Here is a 19824-nt window from a genome sequence, read left to right as displayed (position 1 = left end):
TCGCCACTACTGGTCAATTAGCTTCTATTCTGTTTGGTTGCCGTTAAGCTTGATTCGGTATGCTTACTTTAGTTGCCGATCGCGATGCTGTTGATCCAAATTCAACGCACTTGCGTCTACGGCCGTTTGTACTTGATTAGAAATGGCTTTGGTAGTTACCCGCTTCAAATGAATCTTAGTCGGTTGAATCTCGGTATTAGCGTGTGTGTCCAGCTTAACCGTCGTTGCTACCGCCATTTCTGGTGCCGTCACATTAGACGTCACTGTTGCGGCAGAAGCCCCTGCGGAGGTTGCCATCAACGTTGCTACCGTCATCGCGCCTAACATCATTTTGGTCACCATTGCTTTCACTTTAGTCATTTTAACCACTCCTCAAATTTTGGATTAGCTGTTGTCATTCGATAATCTAGTTATACCATCACAACGCCAAACAATCTTGAAATGACGTTAAGCTTTATCTATGAATTTCTTATTTTTCACTTGCCAAATTATGGTATTATGCCAACAAATCACGTCACACTAAGGAGCAACCTACATGAAGAACACCATTCTATTAGTTGAAGACGAAGAGGGTCTCGCTAGTTATGTAGCCAAAGAATTAACGTTTGAAGACTTTGACGTTCTAACAGCCACTGACGGTGCTGCCGCCTGGGAAATCTATCAGCAGAAAAAAGATCGCCTATTATTGGTTTTACTCGACTGGATGCTGCCTAAAATGGATGGGATGGAAGTCTTACGCCGGATTCGCAAACACGATGAGTTACCTGTCATTATGATGACTGCTCGAGATTACCTGGGCGATAAGGTGACCGGTCTCGACAATGGTGCCGATGACTACATTACTAAGCCCTTTGAAATCGAAGAACTACTAGCCCGTATTCGCGTGATTCAACGACGAACGGCCCACCAAAGTGGCCTCGATCAAACCTATCATTTGGGTGATTTAACCTTAGTGACCAAGACGCGCCAAGTCGATCGTGCCGGGGACACCATTCAACTCACTCAGCGTGAATACGATCTATTGTTATTTCTCATGCAGCATCCCGGTCAGGTCTTCACCCGTGACGAGTTGCTCGATAACGTCTGGGGCGTCGACTTTCTCGGCCAACAAAATGTTGTTGACGTTTATATTGGTTATTTAAGAAATAAAATTGACGTAGCTGCCGCCCCACATTTATTTCACACCGTTCGCGGTGTTGGCTACAGCCTGAAAGAAGATGAGGCCCATGAGCACTAAAACCCCACCGCGAACTTATGCCGACATTATCCGTCATTCTATCACTAGTCTGTTACTAACGATTGGGGTCATCATCGTCATCACCGTCAGTATCACCTTAACTATCGACCAGCTTGTGCGGGCACAGGACCAGGCGGCCAAGCTTAGTGCTAGTCTTCAGACGACCCAAGTGAGCAACTTTAAAGATTGGCTAACCATTAACCGGAGCAGTGGCCTAAATTCCCATAATACGTTTGTGTTGATTAAGAACGCCAACGGCACCACGACTTCATTACTCCCCCATGCGCAACAACTAGCCAAAGCCAACACGTGGTCCGTTCCCTTTACCCATTTAGTCTATATTAAAGGCTGGGGCCTGTTCTTCTCGGAAACTTTAAGAACTGGTAGCCGGACTTACGCCTTGTTTATCGGCATGCACGTTTTAATCGGCAACCTTCACGTCTTAATTTCTGTCTTGATTATCGCGATCGGACTCAGTTTGCTGATCGGCCTACTCTACGTTCGCCGACTGGCCAAGCGCTTGAGTGCCCCGACACTCACACTAGCCCAGGTAGCCAAACAAGCCGCGGCTAATTCCGAAGCTACCCAGCCAGAACTGCCACAGCCAAGTGAACCCGTGGAGATTGGTCAACTGGCTAGCGACTTCAATCAACTCCTCGCCGCACAAAATGGCCGGCTACAACGTGAACGTCAATTCATTTCAGACGCTTCCCATGAACTCCGGACCCCCATCGCCACGATTCGGGGTAACCTTAAATTAATTGAACGCCGCGGAAAACAACATCCCGAAATTATTCCCGAATCGCTGGGATTTATCGATCAGGAGTCATTACGCATGCAACACTTGATCGAAAACCTCCTACACTTGTCACGGGCAGACCGAGCGGAGATCAGCCTGCATCCCGTCGATATTGATCCCCTGGTCCAATCCGTTATCGCCCATTATCAGCCGTTGATTGACCAGCCCATCACCTATGATGGACCCGCAACCCCGACAATGGTCTTAGCCGATACTGACATACTCCATCAAGTACTGACAGCCCTGCTCGACAGTGCCCACAAGTATGGTGCTCCCGACCAATCCATTGACGTCACGGTTGCAAAACAAGCCCAGCACGTCACACTCAGTGTTGCTGACCACGGCCCAGGAATCTCAACTGCCGATCGCCCCCATATCTTTGAACGCTTTTATCGCGTCGATGAATCCCGTTCCAATAAGATCGAAGGCAGTGGCTTAGGCTTAGCCATCGTTGCACAGCTCGTTCGGCTTAGTAAGGGGACAATTACCATCACGGATAATCCGCCACATGGTGCTTGTTTTATCATTAGTTTACCCAGCGCTAACGAAAACTAAGAATTTCTCAGTTAATCCTTAACTAAAACCACTGGTTGTCTGAGCATTTCGCCGGTATACTGAATTCATCAAGTGAAAGGAAGCGTTCAATATGCTGATTGATGACAACCCGCAAATTCATACCATTACTCCCGCCCGGATTACGAAGGTATTTTATCCCTACGTTATCGCAAAAACGGAAGCTGGGAAGTACGTCAACATTAACTTAAGTGACCAAGAACGGCATGACCCCTTGTTTTGGGAATCGATTACTAATATTGCCAAGGCCAAGCTCTGGGTCCCAATCGGTGAACGATTCCACCAACTTCTCTCATACGATTGGACTTATGCCGCCGAATAACCGTATAAAAATTAATAAACCACGAGTTATAGCGACTGCTATGACTCGTTTCTTGTTTGCTAATACACAAAAAGAGTCCGAGACGTTTGTCCCAGACTCCCCACAATTTCACCTAATGTGTGGAATTTCGCAAAATTTCAGCCTTCTTGCGTAAGTCACTGCGGGTTTGGTGAACCAAGACTTTAGTGGGTCGTGCCAAGTAGCCATCCAGCGTCCCACCAATACTAGCCAGCCAAAAACTCATAAACCCCCAAACACTCGCAGACCACGCCGTTTTGAGAGCTAACGTAAAGGCCGCAATCACCACAAACAAACCTAAGTTAATCAACGCGGTCACCCCTTGACGGTCTAACCGATTGAAGTACGGATACTGCCACGTCCACAAACTATCTACAATCAGGAACCCCAGAATTACACCTAGCGCAATTCGCACGCCATGAACTTGATCAACAGCCGTTGTCAAACTCAACAACACCATGAGTACCATCAAAAACCAAAAAGAATGAAACGCATATCGCCAGTCAAATTTCATGTGAGTCGCCTCGTTTCTTTGCTTAAGTGACCTTGCTTGGTCATGAAGTTTAGCACGAGTCGATTTAAAATAAAATAACGCTGCTCCCTAAGGTTAGGATAGTAGCGCTACCAACGCGGTCAACCAGCGACCGTTAATTTTTGATTAAACGTGACAGGCAAAAGCAAGGAGGCATTCTCAAAATCCGAGAGTGCCTCCTTACTTTTAGCTAAGTGCTGTTTAGACTCTTTAAAATTTATAACGCCTGTTTCATCTTTAACGTTTAAAGCGTGTCGCCTTGTGCCCGGAGAAGCTCTCCCAATGCTGGTTGCTGCTGCCGATCAATATGATTTTCCTTAGCATAGGCAGCGACCGTCTCTTCACCATAGAGTTGTGGATCGAGTGGCATAAAGGCCGTTCCAATAGGGTCATCATTTTTAATAACCGCGTTGACCACAATTGGCTTGCGGTTTCCTTGGGCTTGCAACGCCTTAATCTGGTCAAAGACTTGGGCCACTTCTTGGTTGTTCGTAACGGTGAAGCCAATACCACCCAAGCCTTCAGCAACCTTAGCCCAATCAGCATCTGTTAGATCGACCCCATACAGGTGTTGTTTCGTATCCACTTGTTCACGGTAGATAAAGCCAAACCGCTGGTTACTGAAGACCACGTTGATAACTGGCAAGCCATAACGGGCTTCGGTAATAATATCCGGTGCCACCATTGCAAAGCCCCCATCACCAGATAGTGACCAAGCTTGGGCATCCGGAACGCTTAACGCGCCAGCCATCCCAGCTGGTAAGCCATAACCCATTGTGGCAAAGAGTCCCGAAATGGCAAAACGCTGGTCTTGATCCATCGGTAGTCCCCGGACCGCCCATTCAGAGACGTTCCCGGTATCAACACCATAGGTATCCTTAGGACCTGCTAGTTCAGCAATCTTCTTTGTGACGGCTTCTGGTGCCAATCCCTGACTATCATCAGCAGCCAATTGAGCCAACCACGCCTGCCAGTTTTGCTTATTTTGCCGGTTAGCGGTTAACCAAGTGGTTTCGGGTAACGTTTCACCAGTCGCAATCATGGCTTGCAAGTAACTCTTCGCATCGCTAATGACTGCATAATCAATCGGTACCACTTTGCCAATATCAAAGGCACTGTTATTAACTTGAATAATTTTAATATCTTTTGGCCAGAACTGGGCGAAAGGAAATTCGGACCCGAGGAATAAGATTAAATCCGTGTGCTGTAGGGCCTCAAAGCCTGACTTGGAGCCCAAGCGGCCAAACGTTCCCAACGCATTCGGATGATTGGTTGGAATCACACCAGTTGCAGGAACCGTATTAATGACGGGAATATTAAATTGTTCACTGAACTTAACCAGTTCAGCCCGGGCACCTAATAACCCTCGACCAGCATAGATTAACGGATGTTTAGCCGCTTTTAGTAACTCCAGCGTTGCCTTAACCGCTTGCGGATCAACAACTTGAGTAAAAGTATTCGCCACTACATTAGGCGTCTTAACGGGTTCATAATCAATCTCTGTGGCCGATAAGTCTTCCGGAATAATGACAACGGCTGGTCCCTTTTGCCGGTAGGCTTCCCGAATCGCTTGATTAATGACATATGGCAACTGTTCTGCTGTTGTTGCCGTTCGGTTGTAAACCGCTACATCACTAAACATTGGCGTTTCATCCATTTCCTGGAAATAGTTCGTGTTCATGGTTGATTGGGGAACTTGGCCTACAATGGCCAACATTGGCACATGATCCATCTTAGCATCGTATAAGCCGTTAAATAGATGGGTCGCACCAGGCCCAGCTGAACCGAAAGCCACACCGATCTTTCCCGTAAACTTGGCATCAGCCGCGGCTGCCAGTGCGCCAACTTCTTCATGACGGACCTGAATATAGTTGATGTGCTCTTTTTCCAAATAAAGTCCTTCCACGGTGTGATTAATCGATCCACCCGGAATTCCATAAATGTGGTCAATATCCCACGCTTCCAGTACTTTAACTAAGGCTTGTCCAGCAATCATCTTTGTCATGTCAATCGCGCTCCTTTAAGTTCATATGGCGGGTCACATACGACTACTATTGCGCCCCGTAATGATTGATTGTCGTTATCATAGCTCCTTTTAAATCAGAATGCCAGTGTTTTTACTTACTTTTTGTTAGTGAATTTGTTCACGCTTTCAATATCTCATCAAAAAAGACGACTGCAGCACCCCAAAAGGCGACCGCAACCGTCTGACTTTTACCAAAAATGGCGATGGCGTAACATTATTGCCACGATCCCCATTAATCCAAGCATGAGCAATACCGTAAAAATCCACGAAATGGCATCACTAGCAAAGGGCAAGCGCACGTTCATGCCATAGAATCCCGTAATGATCGTTGGAATCGTGAGCACCAACGACCAGATTGTGAGAAATTTCATAGTATCGTTCAAGTTATTATTTAGAACATTATTAAATGTGTTGGAAATACGATCGACCACGTCAGCTTCAATCGATGTCATTTCGGAAGTCTGGCGCGCTTCAATGACAGCATCCGCCAAATGTTCCGCATTCTTATCTGACAATTGTTTGCCGAACGGCGTACTGCTGAGGTTAACCACCATCATCGCATTGTTCCGCGTGGCGCTGACGAAATAAGCCAGACTCTGCTGTAGATTGGACAATGCAATCAGATCTTTATTATCTGATGCTTGATTTAGTTGCTTATCCAACCGATTCTGTTCCGCATTAATTTTCCGAATTGGCGGAATAAATTGGTCAAATAAAATAAATAGGCCAATCAACATGAATTCGTTGGTGTCTGAAATCTGCGTTAATTTCATCCGCTCGCTCAACGTCTGATTCACCCACTGGGTCCGCTTCGTCGTAATTGAAAATACACGGTTCCCCTTCAACAAGAAAGCCACCGGCCGTGTAATATAACGTTGTGCGACCTGATCAACAACGACCGGTACGTGCAGAATAAACAATTGCGTATTTAAATACTCATCCCGATCATAGTGTGATCGCTCGTTTTCATCGGTTACATAGGTCAAAATCTCATCAGTCAGTCCGTACTTAACCTGCAAGTCTTCCCGGTCTGAGTCTTCTTCAATCATCGCCATGACCCAGATGAGGTCTTGATCCCCGGCCCCAATCTTATGTTCAACAATCATGGACGTTCCTCTTCTCTTCATTAGTAGATTAAGTGTACCACGTCTACGAATGAAATTCGCCCGATAATGTTGAAAATATTTGGCCTAGTGCACGTGAGCAACCTCAGTCGCATAGATCGCTTCTTGCTTAATCAATCGCTGCCGTTCTTTGGCATTGTACCAAGGCGAAATGGTGAAAGCCAGCACATCATTCATCAAATATATCGAGCTATTAATGAACATAGCTAGCGTCGCGGAGCCTTGGCGGAACGAAATAAACCATAAAACCATTTGCGCTAAACCAGAAGCAATCCACCACACATATTGATTGTTAAACCGTAAGAAACAAATAACCCCTGCGGTTAAACTAATGGCAAAACTGATCGCGTCAACCCATGGCCGTGGATCATCTGTAAACGTGCCAATGGCCCAGCCGGATACCAGATAAATTATCAAAGTCGCCGATACCGCTATAACCCAACTCCGACCAGTGAATCGACGAATCTTAGCAGCCATATTTACATTCCAGCTCGCACTAAGTAATACTGGAATATCCAAGGTGATCACATAGGCAATTTGTTCGAAAATACTCAAATAATTTTTAGCAGCCAAGCCGGTCACCACAAAACAAATTGCAGATATGACGCCAAGCCAGCCATTGACTGACTTGGCAGCATTAATGGCTAACACGCACAAAACACCTAAAGTCGTGCCCACAAACGTTAAACATGTCAACCATGTGATGGGAGCATTAACTAATGTCATCACCTGACAACCCAGACTGAAGAAAAAAAGATAATAGTTTTGCTGCGGCCACCCTTTAAGTTGGTGGGACAAAAATTGTAGATAATGGGTCATTGCGATAAACTCCCTTAATTTTATTTTTCTATATTTAGTACGAGCTTATCGATAAGCGAGTCTATAACACAATATATTGTGGTGTCCTTTTTGGACAACGGAAATGATTATAGCATGATTTTTACTGACATTGCCGCCATTGTAGAATATTGTTTCACACCGAAAAATTGCACATAAAGCGCTTTCAATTCAATTAAGCCAGTCGTGAAACAACGTGTTGCTGGCGCATATATCCGCACACTTTATTTATTTTGGCGGCAAAGCAAAAAGAGGTGTACCCGCGGGCACACCTCTTTTCTGTCTAATCTCAATTGTTAATCGACCTCAGTATCATCTTTGGTGGTCAACGCGGCTAACATTTGCGTCAATTCACCTACTGTGATGGTCTCATGATCAGTAGCTAATTGTGCTGTACTCATTACTCGTGCGGCTTTTTCTAACGCCTCATGACAATCAATTTCCAGTTGTTTGCCACTTGTCGTCAACGATAACGGCCGAACCCGTCGATCAGTACTCTTATAACTCTGTTCCACGTATCCGCGCCGAATCAGTTGGGAAATTCCCCGCGACACCGCCGCTCGAGAAATCCCACGACTATCTGCAACTGTTGCGGACGTTAACTTACCGGGATTTTCTAAGATGTTGTGGAGAATGGCATATTGATCCACTGAAATTCCCATTGTTCGCTGAAACCGAGTTGCTGCCTTTTCTAATTCACGCTTAAGTTCCATAAAGGACTCAAAAAAACTCTCCGCATGTACGTCCCTACTCTTCATTCTCATCATATCCTTATCATTTACTAACCGGCAAGATAATTAACACATTTAGCAATATGCAAAATCGTTGACCCCGTAGAAATATCTATACATTTAATAATAATGAAGAACCGTATAAAATGCAAGCCAAAACGTTTATTTAAGAAAAGTTTACGGTATAAAAATGGGGAGAGAAAATTTCTCACCCCGTAGACATTTCAGGCCACCGATGAATAGCCCCGATTTCAGCCTATTCTAATCGCCGCCAATGATATAATCGGGCCTCCCAAGGCTGGATCTGCCTATCATCAGAAGCCGCATCAACTGGTAGGTTGGTTAAAATCAACTCGCTAGTTGTTAAGTCAAAATTTTGAGTAGTTGCTGGCTGATCACTCATATTGACCACGACCAACCAGTTATCCCCATTCAGGGTACGACGATAGACGTACAGCTGATTATCTCCTGTATCTATCAGTTCATATCGTCCTGATCGCAGTGCTGGTACTGATTTTTTTATCCGAATGAGCTGCTGATAGAATGGAAGTACCGCATGTGGATCGTGACTTTCACGCTCAACATTAATTTGCGCTACACCAGGGGCCATCTGGAGCCAGGGCTCATGATCGGAAAAGCCGCCATACTGCTGATGTGTCCACGGCATTGGCGTCCGCGCGTTATCCCGGCTCCGCAATGCCAATTGTGAAAGAATCTGTGGCTCAGCCACACCGGCAGCACGTTGTCGCTGATAATAACGCCGGCTATCTAAATCACGATAATCCGCAATTTTGGTAAAGCCAGCATTAGGTAAGCCTAATTCCTGACCTTGGTAAATGAACGGTGTCCCTTTCATCAATAGGTACAACATTCCCAACGCTTTAGCCGATCGGCGTCGATACTCACCTTGATCGTTACCATAATAAGAAACGGCCCGCGGGAGATCATGATTTTCAATAAACAGTGTATTCCACCCGGTTCCTTCAAGACTTTGCTGCCACCTAGATAAAGTCGCCCGTAGCGCCGCAACTGGGAGCTTAGGCGTGGCCTGTTCCCAGAAATGAACATGGTCAAATTCTAACAGCAAGTCAAAAAAACCGGTTGCCGGATCTAGCCAGCGTTGTGCGGTACTGGGGTCAATTCCCCCGGCCTCACCGATGGCCAATAAGTGATTTTTCACCAATACGGGTTTTAAATCCGCTAGTAACGTGACCGTATCCGCCACATCTTCGTAATACGCGGTAGCTGGCGTCACATCAGCAAAATCCGTGCGCTTCTTAAGATGTGTAACACCAGCGAAACGAAACCCATCAACACCACGATCAGCCCACCACTGTATAATCTGTACCATTTCATGACGAACGGCTGGGTTTCTCCAATTTAAGTCAGGCTGTTCAGCCGCAAAGGTGTGGAGATAAGCGGCCTGTTGATCAGCCACATAAGTCCACGCCGAATCGCCAAAAACAGATTGCCAATTGTTTGGCTGGACGGTTGCGGTTGCCGGTTGCCATAGATAGTAATCACGATAAGGACCCTGCGGATCGGCTAAAGCCGCTTGGAACCACGGATGTTGATCTGAGGTATGATTCAACGCCAGATCAATGACCACCTTAATCCCCGCCTCGTGAAAGGCTGTCACTAACCGATCAAAGTCCGCTAGTGTTCCATATTGGGATGCCACATCGCGATAATTCGTAACGTCATATCCACTATCCACATTTCCAGAGGGGTAAAACGCTGACAGCCAGACGAAATCAATTCCGAGTGACTGTAAATAATCAATTTTAGTTAAAATCCCTGGCAGATCGCCCACACCGTCGTGGTTACTGTCAAAAAAGCTCCGTGGATAAATTTGGTATCCAACTGCGTGTTGCCACCACTGTGTGTCCGCCATGATTGTCGTCCTTTCGTCTCAAATCGCAACCGGTTGTCCTAGCGGTTTTACGCGATTGTATTCGCATACAATTGTAACAAGTTTTTAAGCGTTTGTCGGCTGATTTCCCAAAAAATCTAGTTTCCACCTGAAAAAGCGCCGCAAAGTCCTAATAGGAGACAAAACCATAAGCGACTCGCAGCCCGACATCACAAAAGGGTTAGTCCCCTCAGAGCTGAAGGAGACTAACCCTTTTTATCGATAGACTAAGCCAATTGCGTAAACTGCTTATTTTCCAAACGGAATTGGTGATCACATTGATCGGCCACATCTGGTTCGTGGGTCACAATAATCACACACTTTTGCTGTTCATGGGCAATCTTTTGAAATTGGGCAATCACGTCTCTGGTATTGTCTTCGTCTAGGTTTCCAGTTGGCTCGTCAGCAACCACCAACTGGGCGTCACATGCCATGGTGCGAGCAATTGCGACCCGTTGCTGTTGCCCACCGGAAAGGTGTTGCACGTTACGCAAGGCTAATTCTTCACTAATACCGAAGTCATTTAAAATTTGCTTTGCGTAAACCTTGTCACCGGCATGTTTAGCGCCTGTAATCGCCATCGCCGTCATTAAATTATTTAACGGTGACATGTAGGTAAAGAGGTTATAGGCTTGAAAGACAATCGAAACATCTTTCCGCCGATAGTTAGTCAGGCCAATCTTTTTTAAAGACCGATCTCCTAACAAGATGTCCCCTTCCTTGGGTTTATCCAGTCCGGCAATCAACGACAGAAACGTTGTTTTCCCGGTTCCGGAATGACCAAGAATGGCGTAGGACTGCCCGATATAAAACTCTAAGTTAATGTCTTGAAATAACGGTTGGTCTTTATCCTGATACCAATAGCCTAGACCTTCAGTTTTTAACATGTGCGTGCCTCCTTAAGAAATAAGTACCTTCTTTGGTTCTAGCCGTAAAATACCACCCGAAGCGATCATAATTGACAGGAATGTAATGGCTAAGCCAAAGCCACCCAGTTCGGCCAAATCAACCGCACTGACACTGATATTGAGATCTGCATCGGCCTGCTTCGTGGCGCTGCTAGATTGTCCCACGTTACCTGGGCCACCGTTGCCACCCTTCATGCCACTGCCGCTTCCGCCAGGTTGACCGCCACCGCCGGGTTGTCCCGTTGAACTGCTGGTTGACGTCTGCGTCGTCGTGGTACTTTGCGAAACCAGTTGCGACCCTAATTGATCACCGACAAATTTCCCACCGGCGCCCGCAATCGCGACGGCAATCACAATCACCATCAGCATTTCCGTAAAGAATTGGGCGATAATCTTCCAGCGCGCTTCTCCAAGAGACAGCAACACCCCGATTTCAAATCGGCGTTCTCGGATCATCAAAATGACAATCAAGGCCAAGATAATCGTTCCAGCAATCGCGACTAACCAAACAATCTTATTGGCAAAGCTTTCCACGTTATCCATTGAGGCCTTGACTGTTTGATAGCTAGAGTCATCCGTACTTAGGGCATACTTACTGGTATTAATTAGCTTTTTGCCAGCTGTTTTCACACTGCTGACTTTCGCTGGATTCTTCACGTTAAAGGTCACAGAATCCGCCGTCCCAGCGTACTTATTACCTTTGAAAGTATTGGCCAACGTGTAAGAGGTGTACATTGTATTTGACGTATCCGTACTCATCGGACTGCTACTCGAACTAGTAGCGCTTGCTTTATAAATCCCGACAATTTTCAGTTTCACTTTAGACTTGCTACCCGTAGTTTTCTTAACGGTTATCGTATCACCAACGGATAAGTCATTTTGACTCGCTAATTCCTTTTCAACCACTACATGATTCGTGTTCTTATCGGCGGTGGTAATCCCACGACCCTTGGTAATCTTACTTTGGCTATCACTAAAGACGCTAGTTAGGCTCGTTGCCGTGACCCCATCGATCTGGGTGTCACCTGAACTGGTCGAGGATTTCATGCCACCACCAGGACCGCCACTGCTACTGTTGCCACCCATCCCACTACTGGTCGACACCGTATCATAGGATGAGGCATTAACTGAGGTACTACTCGTAACGTTGTAACTACTGATATTGCTGAGCTTAGCAATCTTCGTCGCATCGCTCAACTTCACTGGCGTCAACGTTAGCTTTGGCCGACTAGACTTGCTACTCGAACTACTGCTTTGCATCTTCTTAAATGCCGCCTGTCGATTGGCTGACAGCGTCACAGTTGCCCCAACCTCTTCCTTGGCTTGATTGGTAGCCTTAACCGCTGCACTGCGAATCAGTAGACCGGTCAAGACAAACATTAGGATGGCCGATGAGACCAAAATCAACAGAATTGATCGGCCTTTCTTCGCCCATACATTTAACCAGGCCCGTTTGAAAAAATTCATTAGGGTCGCCTCCATTTCATAACATGTAAACGATTATGCCAAACCCGGCTTGTCGTAAACTTAAAGTTCATCATTTCAGACCACTCGTCTTTTTCTCCATCCACGTAAAAAATGGCGCCGCCCAAAGGGTAGCGCCATTTTAAATTTTTGAACTCGCTTAATAAACCGTTAAGGCTGAGACAACTTATCCGGCGGTAAAACATCCGGATACAGTGCCGAATATTCCTGGTACCACTGAAAAGCGGTTGTTGCTAAGACCTTAAGAACAGCAAAGCCGGGTACACCGAAAATAACCCCGACTAACCCGAACATCTTGCCCCCAGCCAGCAGGACAAAAACAATGGTAATCGGGTGCATCGCCAGACTATTTCCCATAATCAGCGGTGACAAGACTTGTGTTTCTAAGACCCATTCAATCAGATAAACAATCACAACGCCCAACAACATCGATGGACTGGTCACAACCCCCATGATTAATGCTGGGACTAAGGCGATCGCCGAACCAAAGTACGGAATCAAATTCAATGGTCCCGCTAGCAAACCAATTAACAGCGCATACCGTAGGCCAATAATTGAGTAACCAGTTGTGAAGATAATCAACACACATAGGGCAACCGTTAATTGACCACGCACATAGGAACTCACCTTCACATTCATCTGGTCTAACATGACCACGAATCGACTGCGATAGGCGGTTGGTACGACTTGACTGATGTAATGTGGAAACCGCGTTCCATCCTTTAACATGAAGAACAAGACTAGCGGGGCCGTGATAATCGTAATAATCCAGTCACTAACTGTGGTGACCACATTACCCAGTGAACTCAACGTTCCCGTTAGCAAGTTTAACCCCCGTTTAGAGAAATACGTTGACACACGCTCATTAATATCCGCCAAATTCTTGTTCGATAGCCAGTGATGCTGCTGATTCAAGTGATTCAAGTTATGCAGCATATCATTGGCAAACTGCGGTAACGCTGAAATGATCCCAGTCGTCTGCTTGGTTAGAAAGGGAATCAGATTGAGAAAAATAATGACAATAATTGCCGCGGTTGCGATCATTGCGATCGCAATGGCGAGGCCCTGTCGTAAATGTAACCGCCGTTCCATCAAGTGTACCAAAGGATCCAATACATAGAAGAGAATACCGGCCACCACGACAGCCGGCATGGCGATCCCAATAAATTGCCAGACCGGGGCTAAAAGCCACGCATTTTGCATTAGTTCGTTTAACACTAACAATAACAGAAAAATATTTAATAGCAGAATCGTAATGTGGTTATTCAAAAACCGTTGATAGAACCAGGAAAAGCCTGATTCTGGTTGACGCAAGTTCTTCACAGCGACGCCTCCCAATTGATCACTTTCTCCTCTTGATAAGTATCGGTTTTCCAACACGACTCAAGAATTAGTCACTAAGTCTTAGTTTACGGCTCCCAACTGTTTCTGACTAGGGGAGATTACAAAAAAGAGTGGGACAACTGACGACTAGCTGGTACCCGTTTCGACGTCAGCTAGTCAGAAACGCACAAAGAGCCTGAGACTTTTGTCCCAGACTCAGCCTTGCCGCCAAAAAGTGACCAGCAAACAATCACGAACACCTATTTCAGTTAAGTCGCCTAGCCTAACTGCATTCTCTCAACTAGTTATCCGCATTCTGTGCAACCTTAACGGTGGCCGCAGCCGTCGTACCACTGACCTGATAGACCTGTTTGCCCTGTTGCCACGTCACTGAGTTCGTCTGATCGTCGTCATCTTGACTGTAAACCGTAATCGCGCCAGTTTTAGCCTGACTCGGTAAGCTCGCACGCGTCAATTGACGATTGACTTGCTTGGCAAATTGCGCCGGGGTGCCAGTCGTATCCGCGTTATTCGTAACTGCCGTGACTGACCAATCACCCTTGTTCCAGTGCACGTAGGTGTGGCCCATGGTACCCTGAACAACTGCGGTGGTCGCACTATTCAATTTAACCGTAGCACCATTTGTGTGACCAACGTTGGCCACCTGACTAGCGGCGGTACTAGTTGACCCATACGTTTTCTTTTGAAACGTTGCTGATTGATCACGGGTTCCTGTATAGGCCACGCGATAATTCTGCTGATTACCGCTGGCACGTGTCGCCGTCAATTTAGTGCCAGCGGCCGTCGCGGTGGTCGGTGCAGCCGTCTGCCCAACTGAGCTGACATCGTTAGCCGCATGAATCTGTAAGATTGTCCCCGATCCCAATGTTAACATCGCTAGAGCGGCAGTCACTGCCGTCACGATTTTTGTTTTTCGTTGCATGGTTTAACCTCCCTATTCGGTAACATAGCTTTGCAAAGCCGTAACATATTTGCCATTACTCAAGACAAAGTAGCGAGACCCTGTCGACCGTTTCTTAACGGCCGTAACCGTCAATTTGGTTCCCTTAGTCACCGCCGAGGCCCGATTAGCTTGCTTGAATATTGATTTGCTATATTCATACACCTTTTTCTTGGTTGTAATGGTCTTCGCCGAGCCTAGAGATTCATAGTAAGCATGATTCGAGTACTGCGTATTAGCAGAAATATACCCCTTACTGGTCTTGATACGATAAGACTTACCGCTTGGCGCCTTAACGACCGTTCCTGCCACAGTAGTGCCTGAAGCATAGCTACTTCCTGTTTTCTTCGTCAATGCTGCGTTCGAGTAAATATTTAATTTTTGACGTAGCGTATATGAGCCGTGCTGACCAACCCAAAAGCCGGTCGCATCCTGTGACAAAACCCATTTGCCCAGTGAACTGATATACAATGCCTGCTTTGATTTAGATTGGGTCAAACTCTTCACTTTGGAAATGGCATAAAATTTCTGCCGATCCGCAGTCGAGATTGCTGTACCATCCACATATTTAGTTGCCCCTTTATGTAGGTAGATATGTTGTCCAGCCTTATAACTACTGTATGCGTAAGTGACGTGTGATAATGCCGTTGTCACACTGTCCATCCACCAAGAAATAGGATGAACTGACGTCACTGCTTGACTATTATCCGTATACTCACCTAATGCTGATAGATAGTTATTATCTGTATATTGCCAAAGCGCATAGGAAATGGTGGGCGTCGTAGAATAGTTCGCAATCCACTGCGCATCAAAGTTCTGGCGCGCCGTATTGGCATAACTTGTCGCAAATGATTGGTAGGAATAGAAGATTAACTTCTTACTCGTTAAAGCACTCATTTCCTCATACCACGCCTTAACAGCGGCGTTAGTGGTCCCTGAAGTGACGTCATTTTCTTCAAAATCCAGAACGTAGAATTGCGCATTTTTATTAGACCGATTGTAAAAGTCTTTGGCCTCCGCCTTAGCGCTGGCGGCACTCGTGAAGCGTGCATAGTCATATTCACCAAACGGAATCCCATATTTCACGTAAAGCGCCGTATTATTAGTCGCATATAAATCTTGGTACGACGATCCGTACTGCCGCCGGTTAATCACAAAAGAAACTTGACTCTTCAAGTTGGCTACCTGACTTGACGTTAACTTACCTTGCCATTCAGAAATATCTGGAATGGCAAGGGTGCTTGCATGGACCACTGACTGGCTACCCCACGCAAGACCGATAAGCGCACTTGCGGCAACCACTGCTTGGGTTAATCGTTTGGCCCACTGTTGTTGATGCAACATCTGATTGGCACTTCCTCTTCGTAAATTGATGATCCCCTACTCACTTGCGATGCCCTGATTAGCCCCCAGCACCGGTCTCATCCTCCGGTTTGATTCACCTCGCTTCATAAACCTTCCTTACCATAGCCCTTTTAAGTGTGCATTCAGTAACAAGGCGATTGCAGTTCAGTTACCGGATTTTACAGTTATATTTATAATGGAATGCCTGTTAAATCAACAATAACTAACATCTTACGGCAGTCTAAAAGTTCATCAGCTAGTCCCTTTGGCCTTGTGATACAGGTGACCCATTTCATTGATGAGAATTGCTCAAACCGACTAATAACTGGATCTTAATGACATAAAAAGAGCCGTTAGATCAAGCAAAGTTAATCTCCCGAAAGAATCCCTTAAGTTTGATACATGATTTATGCACATCTGTTAGATCGGCCTATGATAATAGTTAGGGGAATTTCAGGATGCTCTACTTATGGGGAGGTCGTTATCATGAAAAACAATCAACTACCACGGCTCACAATCGTTGTGCCGTGCTACAACGAAGAACCGGTGTTGCCTAATAGCGCGCCTATCTTGCAAACATTACTTCAACACCTAATCGACAATCAGCAAATCACCACTGACAGTAAACTTCTATTTGTGGACGATGGTAGTCAAGACCAGACCTGGGCACTCATCACCCAGCTCCACCACCAAGATCCACTCTTCACCGGATTACAGTTCAGTCGCAATTATGGTCAGGAGGCAGCGCTGATGGCCGGCATGCAAGTCGCCAATCAGTATTCAGATCTCATTATCACTATTGATGCCGATCTTCAAGATGACCCAACCATTATTCCAGCCATGATTGCCCAAGCGCAAGACGGTTATGACATCGTCTACGGCGTCCGCAACGACCGCTCCACGGATACTTGGTTCAAACGAACCACTGCCCAAAGCTTCTACTGGTTAATGGGAAAACTAGGGGTGAACTTGATTCCCAACCATTCTGACTTTCGGTTGTTGACTCATCGCGTCGTCACCGAGCTCATGCGTTGCCAAGAAAGTCGCCCCTTTATTCGGGGGCTCATCCCGCAATTAGGCTTTCCTGCCACGAAGTTATTTTACAAACGCCAACCTCGTCAAGCTGGTGTCTCTAAATATCCCTTGCGTAAGATGCTTCGTTTTGCGTTAGATGGCATTCTTTCATTTTCAATTGCGCCCATTCGCGCGGTACTATACGTTGGTTTGACCATTTGTGGCGGATCACTGTTCGTGTTACTCTGGATCTTGATCAGTCACCTTTATGGGACGGTTGTAACCGGGTGGTCATCCATTATGGCCTCACTCTGGCTTCTGGGAGGGTTCCAGCTGGTTGCGATCAGCATGTGAATATATTGGTCGCACGTTTACGGAAGTTAAACACCGACCGCGGTTCATCATCCAGACGGATACCTACTCACCGGCATTTACCTCATCGCATTCAGATAAGATAAGTCCAAGTGAAGACCACCACATTTATTAAGGAGTCTATTCATGAAAATTCGACACACATTAACGGTTGGCTTAGGGGGGCTGATTAGCCTTGGGTTACTGCTAACTTGGTTACTAGCCTTATTTCCAGTCACCATTCGCGTAGATCATGATTGGTTGAAACCGCTCGCATTAATCATCGCCAGTGGCCTGTATTTAGGGGGCATCGGACTGTTATTTCGCTACCTCCATCGCTTACCAAAACGGTTTGACTGGTGGGTAACCGGCGGGCTGTGGGTGCTATTGTTGCTCATTCAACTCTGGGTGGCCACCGCATGGGTGGCCGCTCCCCGAGCTGATCTGTACTTTGTTCACCAACAGGCCTTGGATTTGCTACAGGGTAGCCATCACTGGGCAGCCTACTTCTATACGTACCCCAACAATGTCACCTTTACGCTCCTATTAAGTACCCTCATGCATCTCGGAACTGGCGTAACCCTTAATCTGATTCAGTTTATCTGGTTGGACTGTGGTCTAGTCGCTGTGTGGCACGTCTTGCGCCAACATAATCCTGCCCGTGCCAATCTCTTCTTAAGTCTCGTCATCACGGCCGTTCCACTCTATGCGTATGCGCTCAATACCTACACTGATGTCTACGTCTTGCCTTTAATCATGCTCGCCGTCGTGACATTTTATCGGCTTCAGCAAGCTGAAACCTGGCAACAAATCGTGGGCCGTAGTCTGTTACTCAGTCTCTTTTTAGTCGCCGCCTACTTGTTAAAAGCTAATCTGGTCGTCCTATTGATTGCCACCTTGCTTACTCTGTGGCTCCGACCAAATCAGGCGCCTCATCAAAGTGTCACCCGGTGCCTATTCACCCTCATCTTGCTAGCAACCTTAATTGCTGGCACCGGACTAACTCACAATTGGCAGCGGGCCAACGGTTATCGCCTTAACCCCGACCAGGCCTTACCGGCACTTAGCTGGGTCGCCATGAGCTGGAATCCCGACTATTCGGGGCAATACAATCGGCCAGATGTCACGCACATTCGCCAACAGCCAACACAATCTGCTAAACAAGCGTGGGCTAAAACCACTCTAACGCACCGGCTGGACACGTTAGGACCAGCTGGCATTAGCGAGCACCTCTATCAAAAGGCCCGACTCTTTTTAGCCAATGGGACCTTTGATAGTTTTCAAGTTAATCCCGCCTTTGACCGGGCGCCTAACTGGTATCGCCAGCACCGAGCCACCAGTGATTGGTTTCTTGCCAGCTGGTGTCAAATCACCTATCTAACCCTCCTCTTGGTCAACCTAGGCTGGGGAATTCAGCAGCTTCGACGATGTCATTTAACCGCTACCTATCTATTGGGGGGCTTGGCTTTCATTGGCTTAGCCTGCTTTCACATTATCTTCTGGGAGGCTGAAGAACGCTATGCACTCCCACTACTCCCCTTGCTACTCGCTGGTACGGCCGCCGGTTATCGTCAACCGGTAAATGTCTTGCGTTATTCATTACGATCACGCTGGTTACCCCTAGGTGTTGGTGCTGCCTTCACGGTGCTCTTAGGCATTGCGGCGTGGCAAAACGCCGGTTTGATGGTGCATTCTAACAGCGAACCGGTCAGTGTCGTTAGTCAAAATGAGGGACGGTATTACCAAAATCACCGATTGACGGTTGCCCCCCATCACACACTGACACAACCCTTTACTGCCAGTCTTCCTTTCGATCAAATCATCATTAATCAGGGGCAGCGACGACTGACGGGCCGGTTAATCTTACGTGATGCTCACGGTAAAGTGGTCTGGCAATCGCGGGGACAACGACCACGTTTAACTTGGAACTTCCCACCCCAAATGGCAGGGCATTACACGTTAAGTGTGACCAATCGTAGCACCCAACCACTACAGCTCGTCACCGCGCCAGCGACCTATCGTTTATTACCCCAAGCAATCATCGGCCACGCCAATCAGTATCTTCAGTTCCGTGTTCAACAACAAAGTGTGGCCCCCGTCTTATCAAATGGTAAATTCTGGTTGTTATTCGGTGGTATGTGGCTCAGTGGCCTGCTGATTGTCGATCGTTTCTACTGGTATCGACGTCAAATTTAAAATTTTTAACTAGGGACTGTCTGAAAACTAAAAATTCAGGTATAATCTGAGGAAAAACGAATCGAGGCATTCCGATGACAACACCTAAACGATACGAACTGGAAGATGCTCAGTGGGACCGAATCAAAGGA

Annotated in this window: 16 protein-coding genes and 1 pseudogene; 5 read left to right on the top strand and 12 right to left on the bottom strand. The window is 46.6% G+C overall.

Annotated elements, in window-relative coordinates; all coding sequences use genetic code 11:
* Positions 1–63 precede the first annotated feature (63 nt).
* A complete protein-coding gene (locus ACP4IT_RS04510; RefSeq protein ID WP_021742473.1) occupies positions 64–360 on the bottom strand; it encodes a hypothetical protein in 297 nt (98 codons plus the stop codon).
* A gap of 175 nt (positions 361–535) precedes the next feature.
* Between ACP4IT_RS04510 and ACP4IT_RS04505 the strand changes: the two genes are divergently transcribed.
* The 3 genes from ACP4IT_RS04505 (at position 536) to ACP4IT_RS04495 (ending at position 2931) form a co-directional block, all read left to right on the top strand.
* Positions 536–1237, top strand: coding sequence for a response regulator transcription factor (locus ACP4IT_RS04505; protein ID WP_011667111.1), 702 nt, complete (start codon positions 536–538; stop codon positions 1235–1237).
* A complete protein-coding gene (locus ACP4IT_RS04500; protein ID WP_426855189.1) occupies positions 1227–2591 on the top strand; it encodes a sensor histidine kinase in 1365 nt (454 codons plus the stop codon). The genes ACP4IT_RS04505 and ACP4IT_RS04500 overlap by 11 nt, the downstream gene beginning before the upstream one ends.
* Positions 2592–2682: 91 nt before the next feature.
* Positions 2683–2931, top strand: a complete 249-nt coding sequence (locus tag ACP4IT_RS04495) for a hypothetical protein (protein ID WP_011667109.1) — start codon at positions 2683–2685, stop codon at positions 2929–2931.
* Positions 2932–3043: 112 nt separating this feature from the next.
* Here ACP4IT_RS04495 and ACP4IT_RS04490 read toward each other — a convergent pair whose 3' ends face one another.
* From ACP4IT_RS04490 to ACP4IT_RS04440, 11 genes are all read right to left on the bottom strand, one after another.
* A complete protein-coding gene (locus ACP4IT_RS04490; RefSeq protein ID WP_426855187.1) occupies positions 3044–3463 on the bottom strand; it encodes a hypothetical protein in 420 nt (139 codons plus the stop codon).
* Positions 3464–3725: 262 nt separating this feature from the next.
* Complete coding sequence (gene spxB / locus ACP4IT_RS04485; protein WP_011667107.1) at positions 3726–5486, bottom strand: pyruvate oxidase; 1761 nt, start codon at positions 5484–5486, stop codon at positions 3726–3728.
* 209 nt (positions 5487–5695) lie between these two features.
* Positions 5696–6613: a magnesium transporter CorA family protein gene (locus ACP4IT_RS04480; RefSeq protein ID WP_011667106.1), complete on the bottom strand. Its 918-nt coding sequence runs from the start codon at positions 6611–6613 to the stop codon at positions 5696–5698.
* 84 nt (positions 6614–6697) lie between these two features.
* Positions 6698–7450: a nicotinamide riboside transporter PnuC gene (gene pnuC / locus ACP4IT_RS04475; protein ID WP_011667105.1), complete on the bottom strand. Its 753-nt coding sequence runs from the start codon at positions 7448–7450 to the stop codon at positions 6698–6700.
* 314 nt (positions 7451–7764) lie between these two features.
* Positions 7765–8181: a MarR family winged helix-turn-helix transcriptional regulator gene (locus tag ACP4IT_RS04470; protein ID WP_042254107.1), complete on the bottom strand. Its 417-nt coding sequence runs from the start codon at positions 8179–8181 to the stop codon at positions 7765–7767.
* A 274-nt stretch (positions 8182–8455) separates the two neighbouring features.
* On the bottom strand, positions 8456–10093 hold the full coding sequence (locus ACP4IT_RS04465) for an alpha-glucosidase (protein ID WP_011667103.1): 1638 nt from the start codon (positions 10091–10093) through the stop codon (positions 8456–8458).
* Positions 10094–10338: 245 nt separating this feature from the next.
* Positions 10339–10998: an ABC transporter ATP-binding protein gene (locus tag ACP4IT_RS04460; protein ID WP_011667102.1), complete on the bottom strand. Its 660-nt coding sequence runs from the start codon at positions 10996–10998 to the stop codon at positions 10339–10341.
* Positions 10999–11010: 12 nt separating this feature from the next.
* Positions 11011–12486 (bottom strand): ABC transporter permease, encoded by a 1476-nt coding sequence (locus ACP4IT_RS04455; RefSeq protein ID WP_128491717.1) that lies wholly within the window; start codon positions 12484–12486, stop codon positions 11011–11013.
* A 168-nt stretch (positions 12487–12654) separates the two neighbouring features.
* Positions 12655–13827, bottom strand: coding sequence for an AI-2E family transporter (locus ACP4IT_RS04450; RefSeq protein ID WP_011667100.1), 1173 nt, complete (start codon positions 13825–13827; stop codon positions 12655–12657).
* Positions 13828–14128: 301 nt separating this feature from the next.
* A complete protein-coding gene (locus ACP4IT_RS04445; protein WP_087609265.1) occupies positions 14129–14770 on the bottom strand; it encodes a hypothetical protein in 642 nt (213 codons plus the stop codon).
* Positions 14771–14782: 12 nt separating this feature from the next.
* On the bottom strand, positions 14783–16132 hold the full coding sequence (locus ACP4IT_RS04440) for a GH25 family lysozyme (RefSeq protein WP_087609264.1): 1350 nt from the start codon (positions 16130–16132) through the stop codon (positions 14783–14785).
* A gap of 486 nt (positions 16133–16618) precedes the next feature.
* Here ACP4IT_RS04440 and ACP4IT_RS04435 point away from each other — a divergent pair.
* A pseudogene (locus tag ACP4IT_RS04435) lies at positions 16619–17633 on the top strand (glycosyltransferase family 2 protein).
* A gap of 11 nt (positions 17634–17644) precedes the next feature.
* Positions 17645–19693 carry a hypothetical protein gene (locus ACP4IT_RS04430; RefSeq protein ID WP_128491715.1) on the top strand — a complete coding sequence of 683 codons (2049 nt, stop codon included), beginning with the start codon at positions 17645–17647 and terminating at the stop codon, positions 19691–19693.
* The last annotated feature ends 131 nt before the right edge of the window (positions 19694–19824 follow it).

Source organism: Levilactobacillus sp. LN180102 (assembly GCF_050106635.1).
Taxonomy (GTDB): domain Bacteria; phylum Bacillota; class Bacilli; order Lactobacillales; family Lactobacillaceae; genus Levilactobacillus; species Levilactobacillus brevis.
Note: the sequence above shows the minus strand (reverse complement) of the source record. Positions and strands in the feature narration are given on the sequence as shown.

What these genes read in the sequence shown, in the direction of transcription:
- ACP4IT_RS04510 (WP_021742473.1), bottom strand. Translation starts at nt 360, where the DNA reads ATGACTAAAGTGAAAGCAATGGTGACCAAAATGATGTTAGGCGCGATG.
- ACP4IT_RS04505 (WP_011667111.1), top strand. Translation starts at nt 536, where the DNA reads ATGAAGAACACCATTCTATTAGTTGAAGACGAAGAGGGTCTCGCTAGT.
- ACP4IT_RS04500 (WP_426855189.1), top strand. Translation starts at nt 1,227, where the DNA reads ATGAGCACTAAAACCCCACCGCGAACTTATGCCGACATTATCCGTCAT.
- ACP4IT_RS04495 (WP_011667109.1), top strand. Translation starts at nt 2,683, where the DNA reads ATGCTGATTGATGACAACCCGCAAATTCATACCATTACTCCCGCCCGG.
- ACP4IT_RS04490 (WP_426855187.1), bottom strand. Translation starts at nt 3,463, where the DNA reads ATGAAATTTGACTGGCGATATGCGTTTCATTCTTTTTGGTTTTTGATG.
- spxB (WP_011667107.1), bottom strand. Translation starts at nt 5,486, where the DNA reads ATGACAAAGATGATTGCTGGACAAGCCTTAGTTAAAGTACTGGAAGCG.
- ACP4IT_RS04480 (WP_011667106.1), bottom strand. Translation starts at nt 6,613, where the DNA reads ATGATTGTTGAACATAAGATTGGGGCCGGGGATCAAGACCTCATCTGG.
- pnuC (WP_011667105.1), bottom strand. Translation starts at nt 7,450, where the DNA reads ATGACCCATTATCTACAATTTTTGTCCCACCAACTTAAAGGGTGGCCG.
- ACP4IT_RS04470 (WP_042254107.1), bottom strand. Translation starts at nt 8,181, where the DNA reads ATGGAACTTAAGCGTGAATTAGAAAAGGCAGCAACTCGGTTTCAGCGA.
- ACP4IT_RS04465 (WP_011667103.1), bottom strand. Translation starts at nt 10,093, where the DNA reads ATGGCGGACACACAGTGGTGGCAACACGCAGTTGGATACCAAATTTAT.
- ACP4IT_RS04460 (WP_011667102.1), bottom strand. Translation starts at nt 10,998, where the DNA reads ATGTTAAAAACTGAAGGTCTAGGCTATTGGTATCAGGATAAAGACCAA.
- ACP4IT_RS04455 (WP_128491717.1), bottom strand. Translation starts at nt 12,486, where the DNA reads ATGAATTTTTTCAAACGGGCCTGGTTAAATGTATGGGCGAAGAAAGGC.
- ACP4IT_RS04445 (WP_087609265.1), bottom strand. Translation starts at nt 14,770, where the DNA reads ATGCAACGAAAAACAAAAATCGTGACGGCAGTGACTGCCGCTCTAGCG.
- ACP4IT_RS04440 (WP_087609264.1), bottom strand. Translation starts at nt 16,132, where the DNA reads ATGTTGCATCAACAACAGTGGGCCAAACGATTAACCCAAGCAGTGGTT.
- ACP4IT_RS04430 (WP_128491715.1), top strand. Translation starts at nt 17,645, where the DNA reads ATGAAAATTCGACACACATTAACGGTTGGCTTAGGGGGGCTGATTAGC.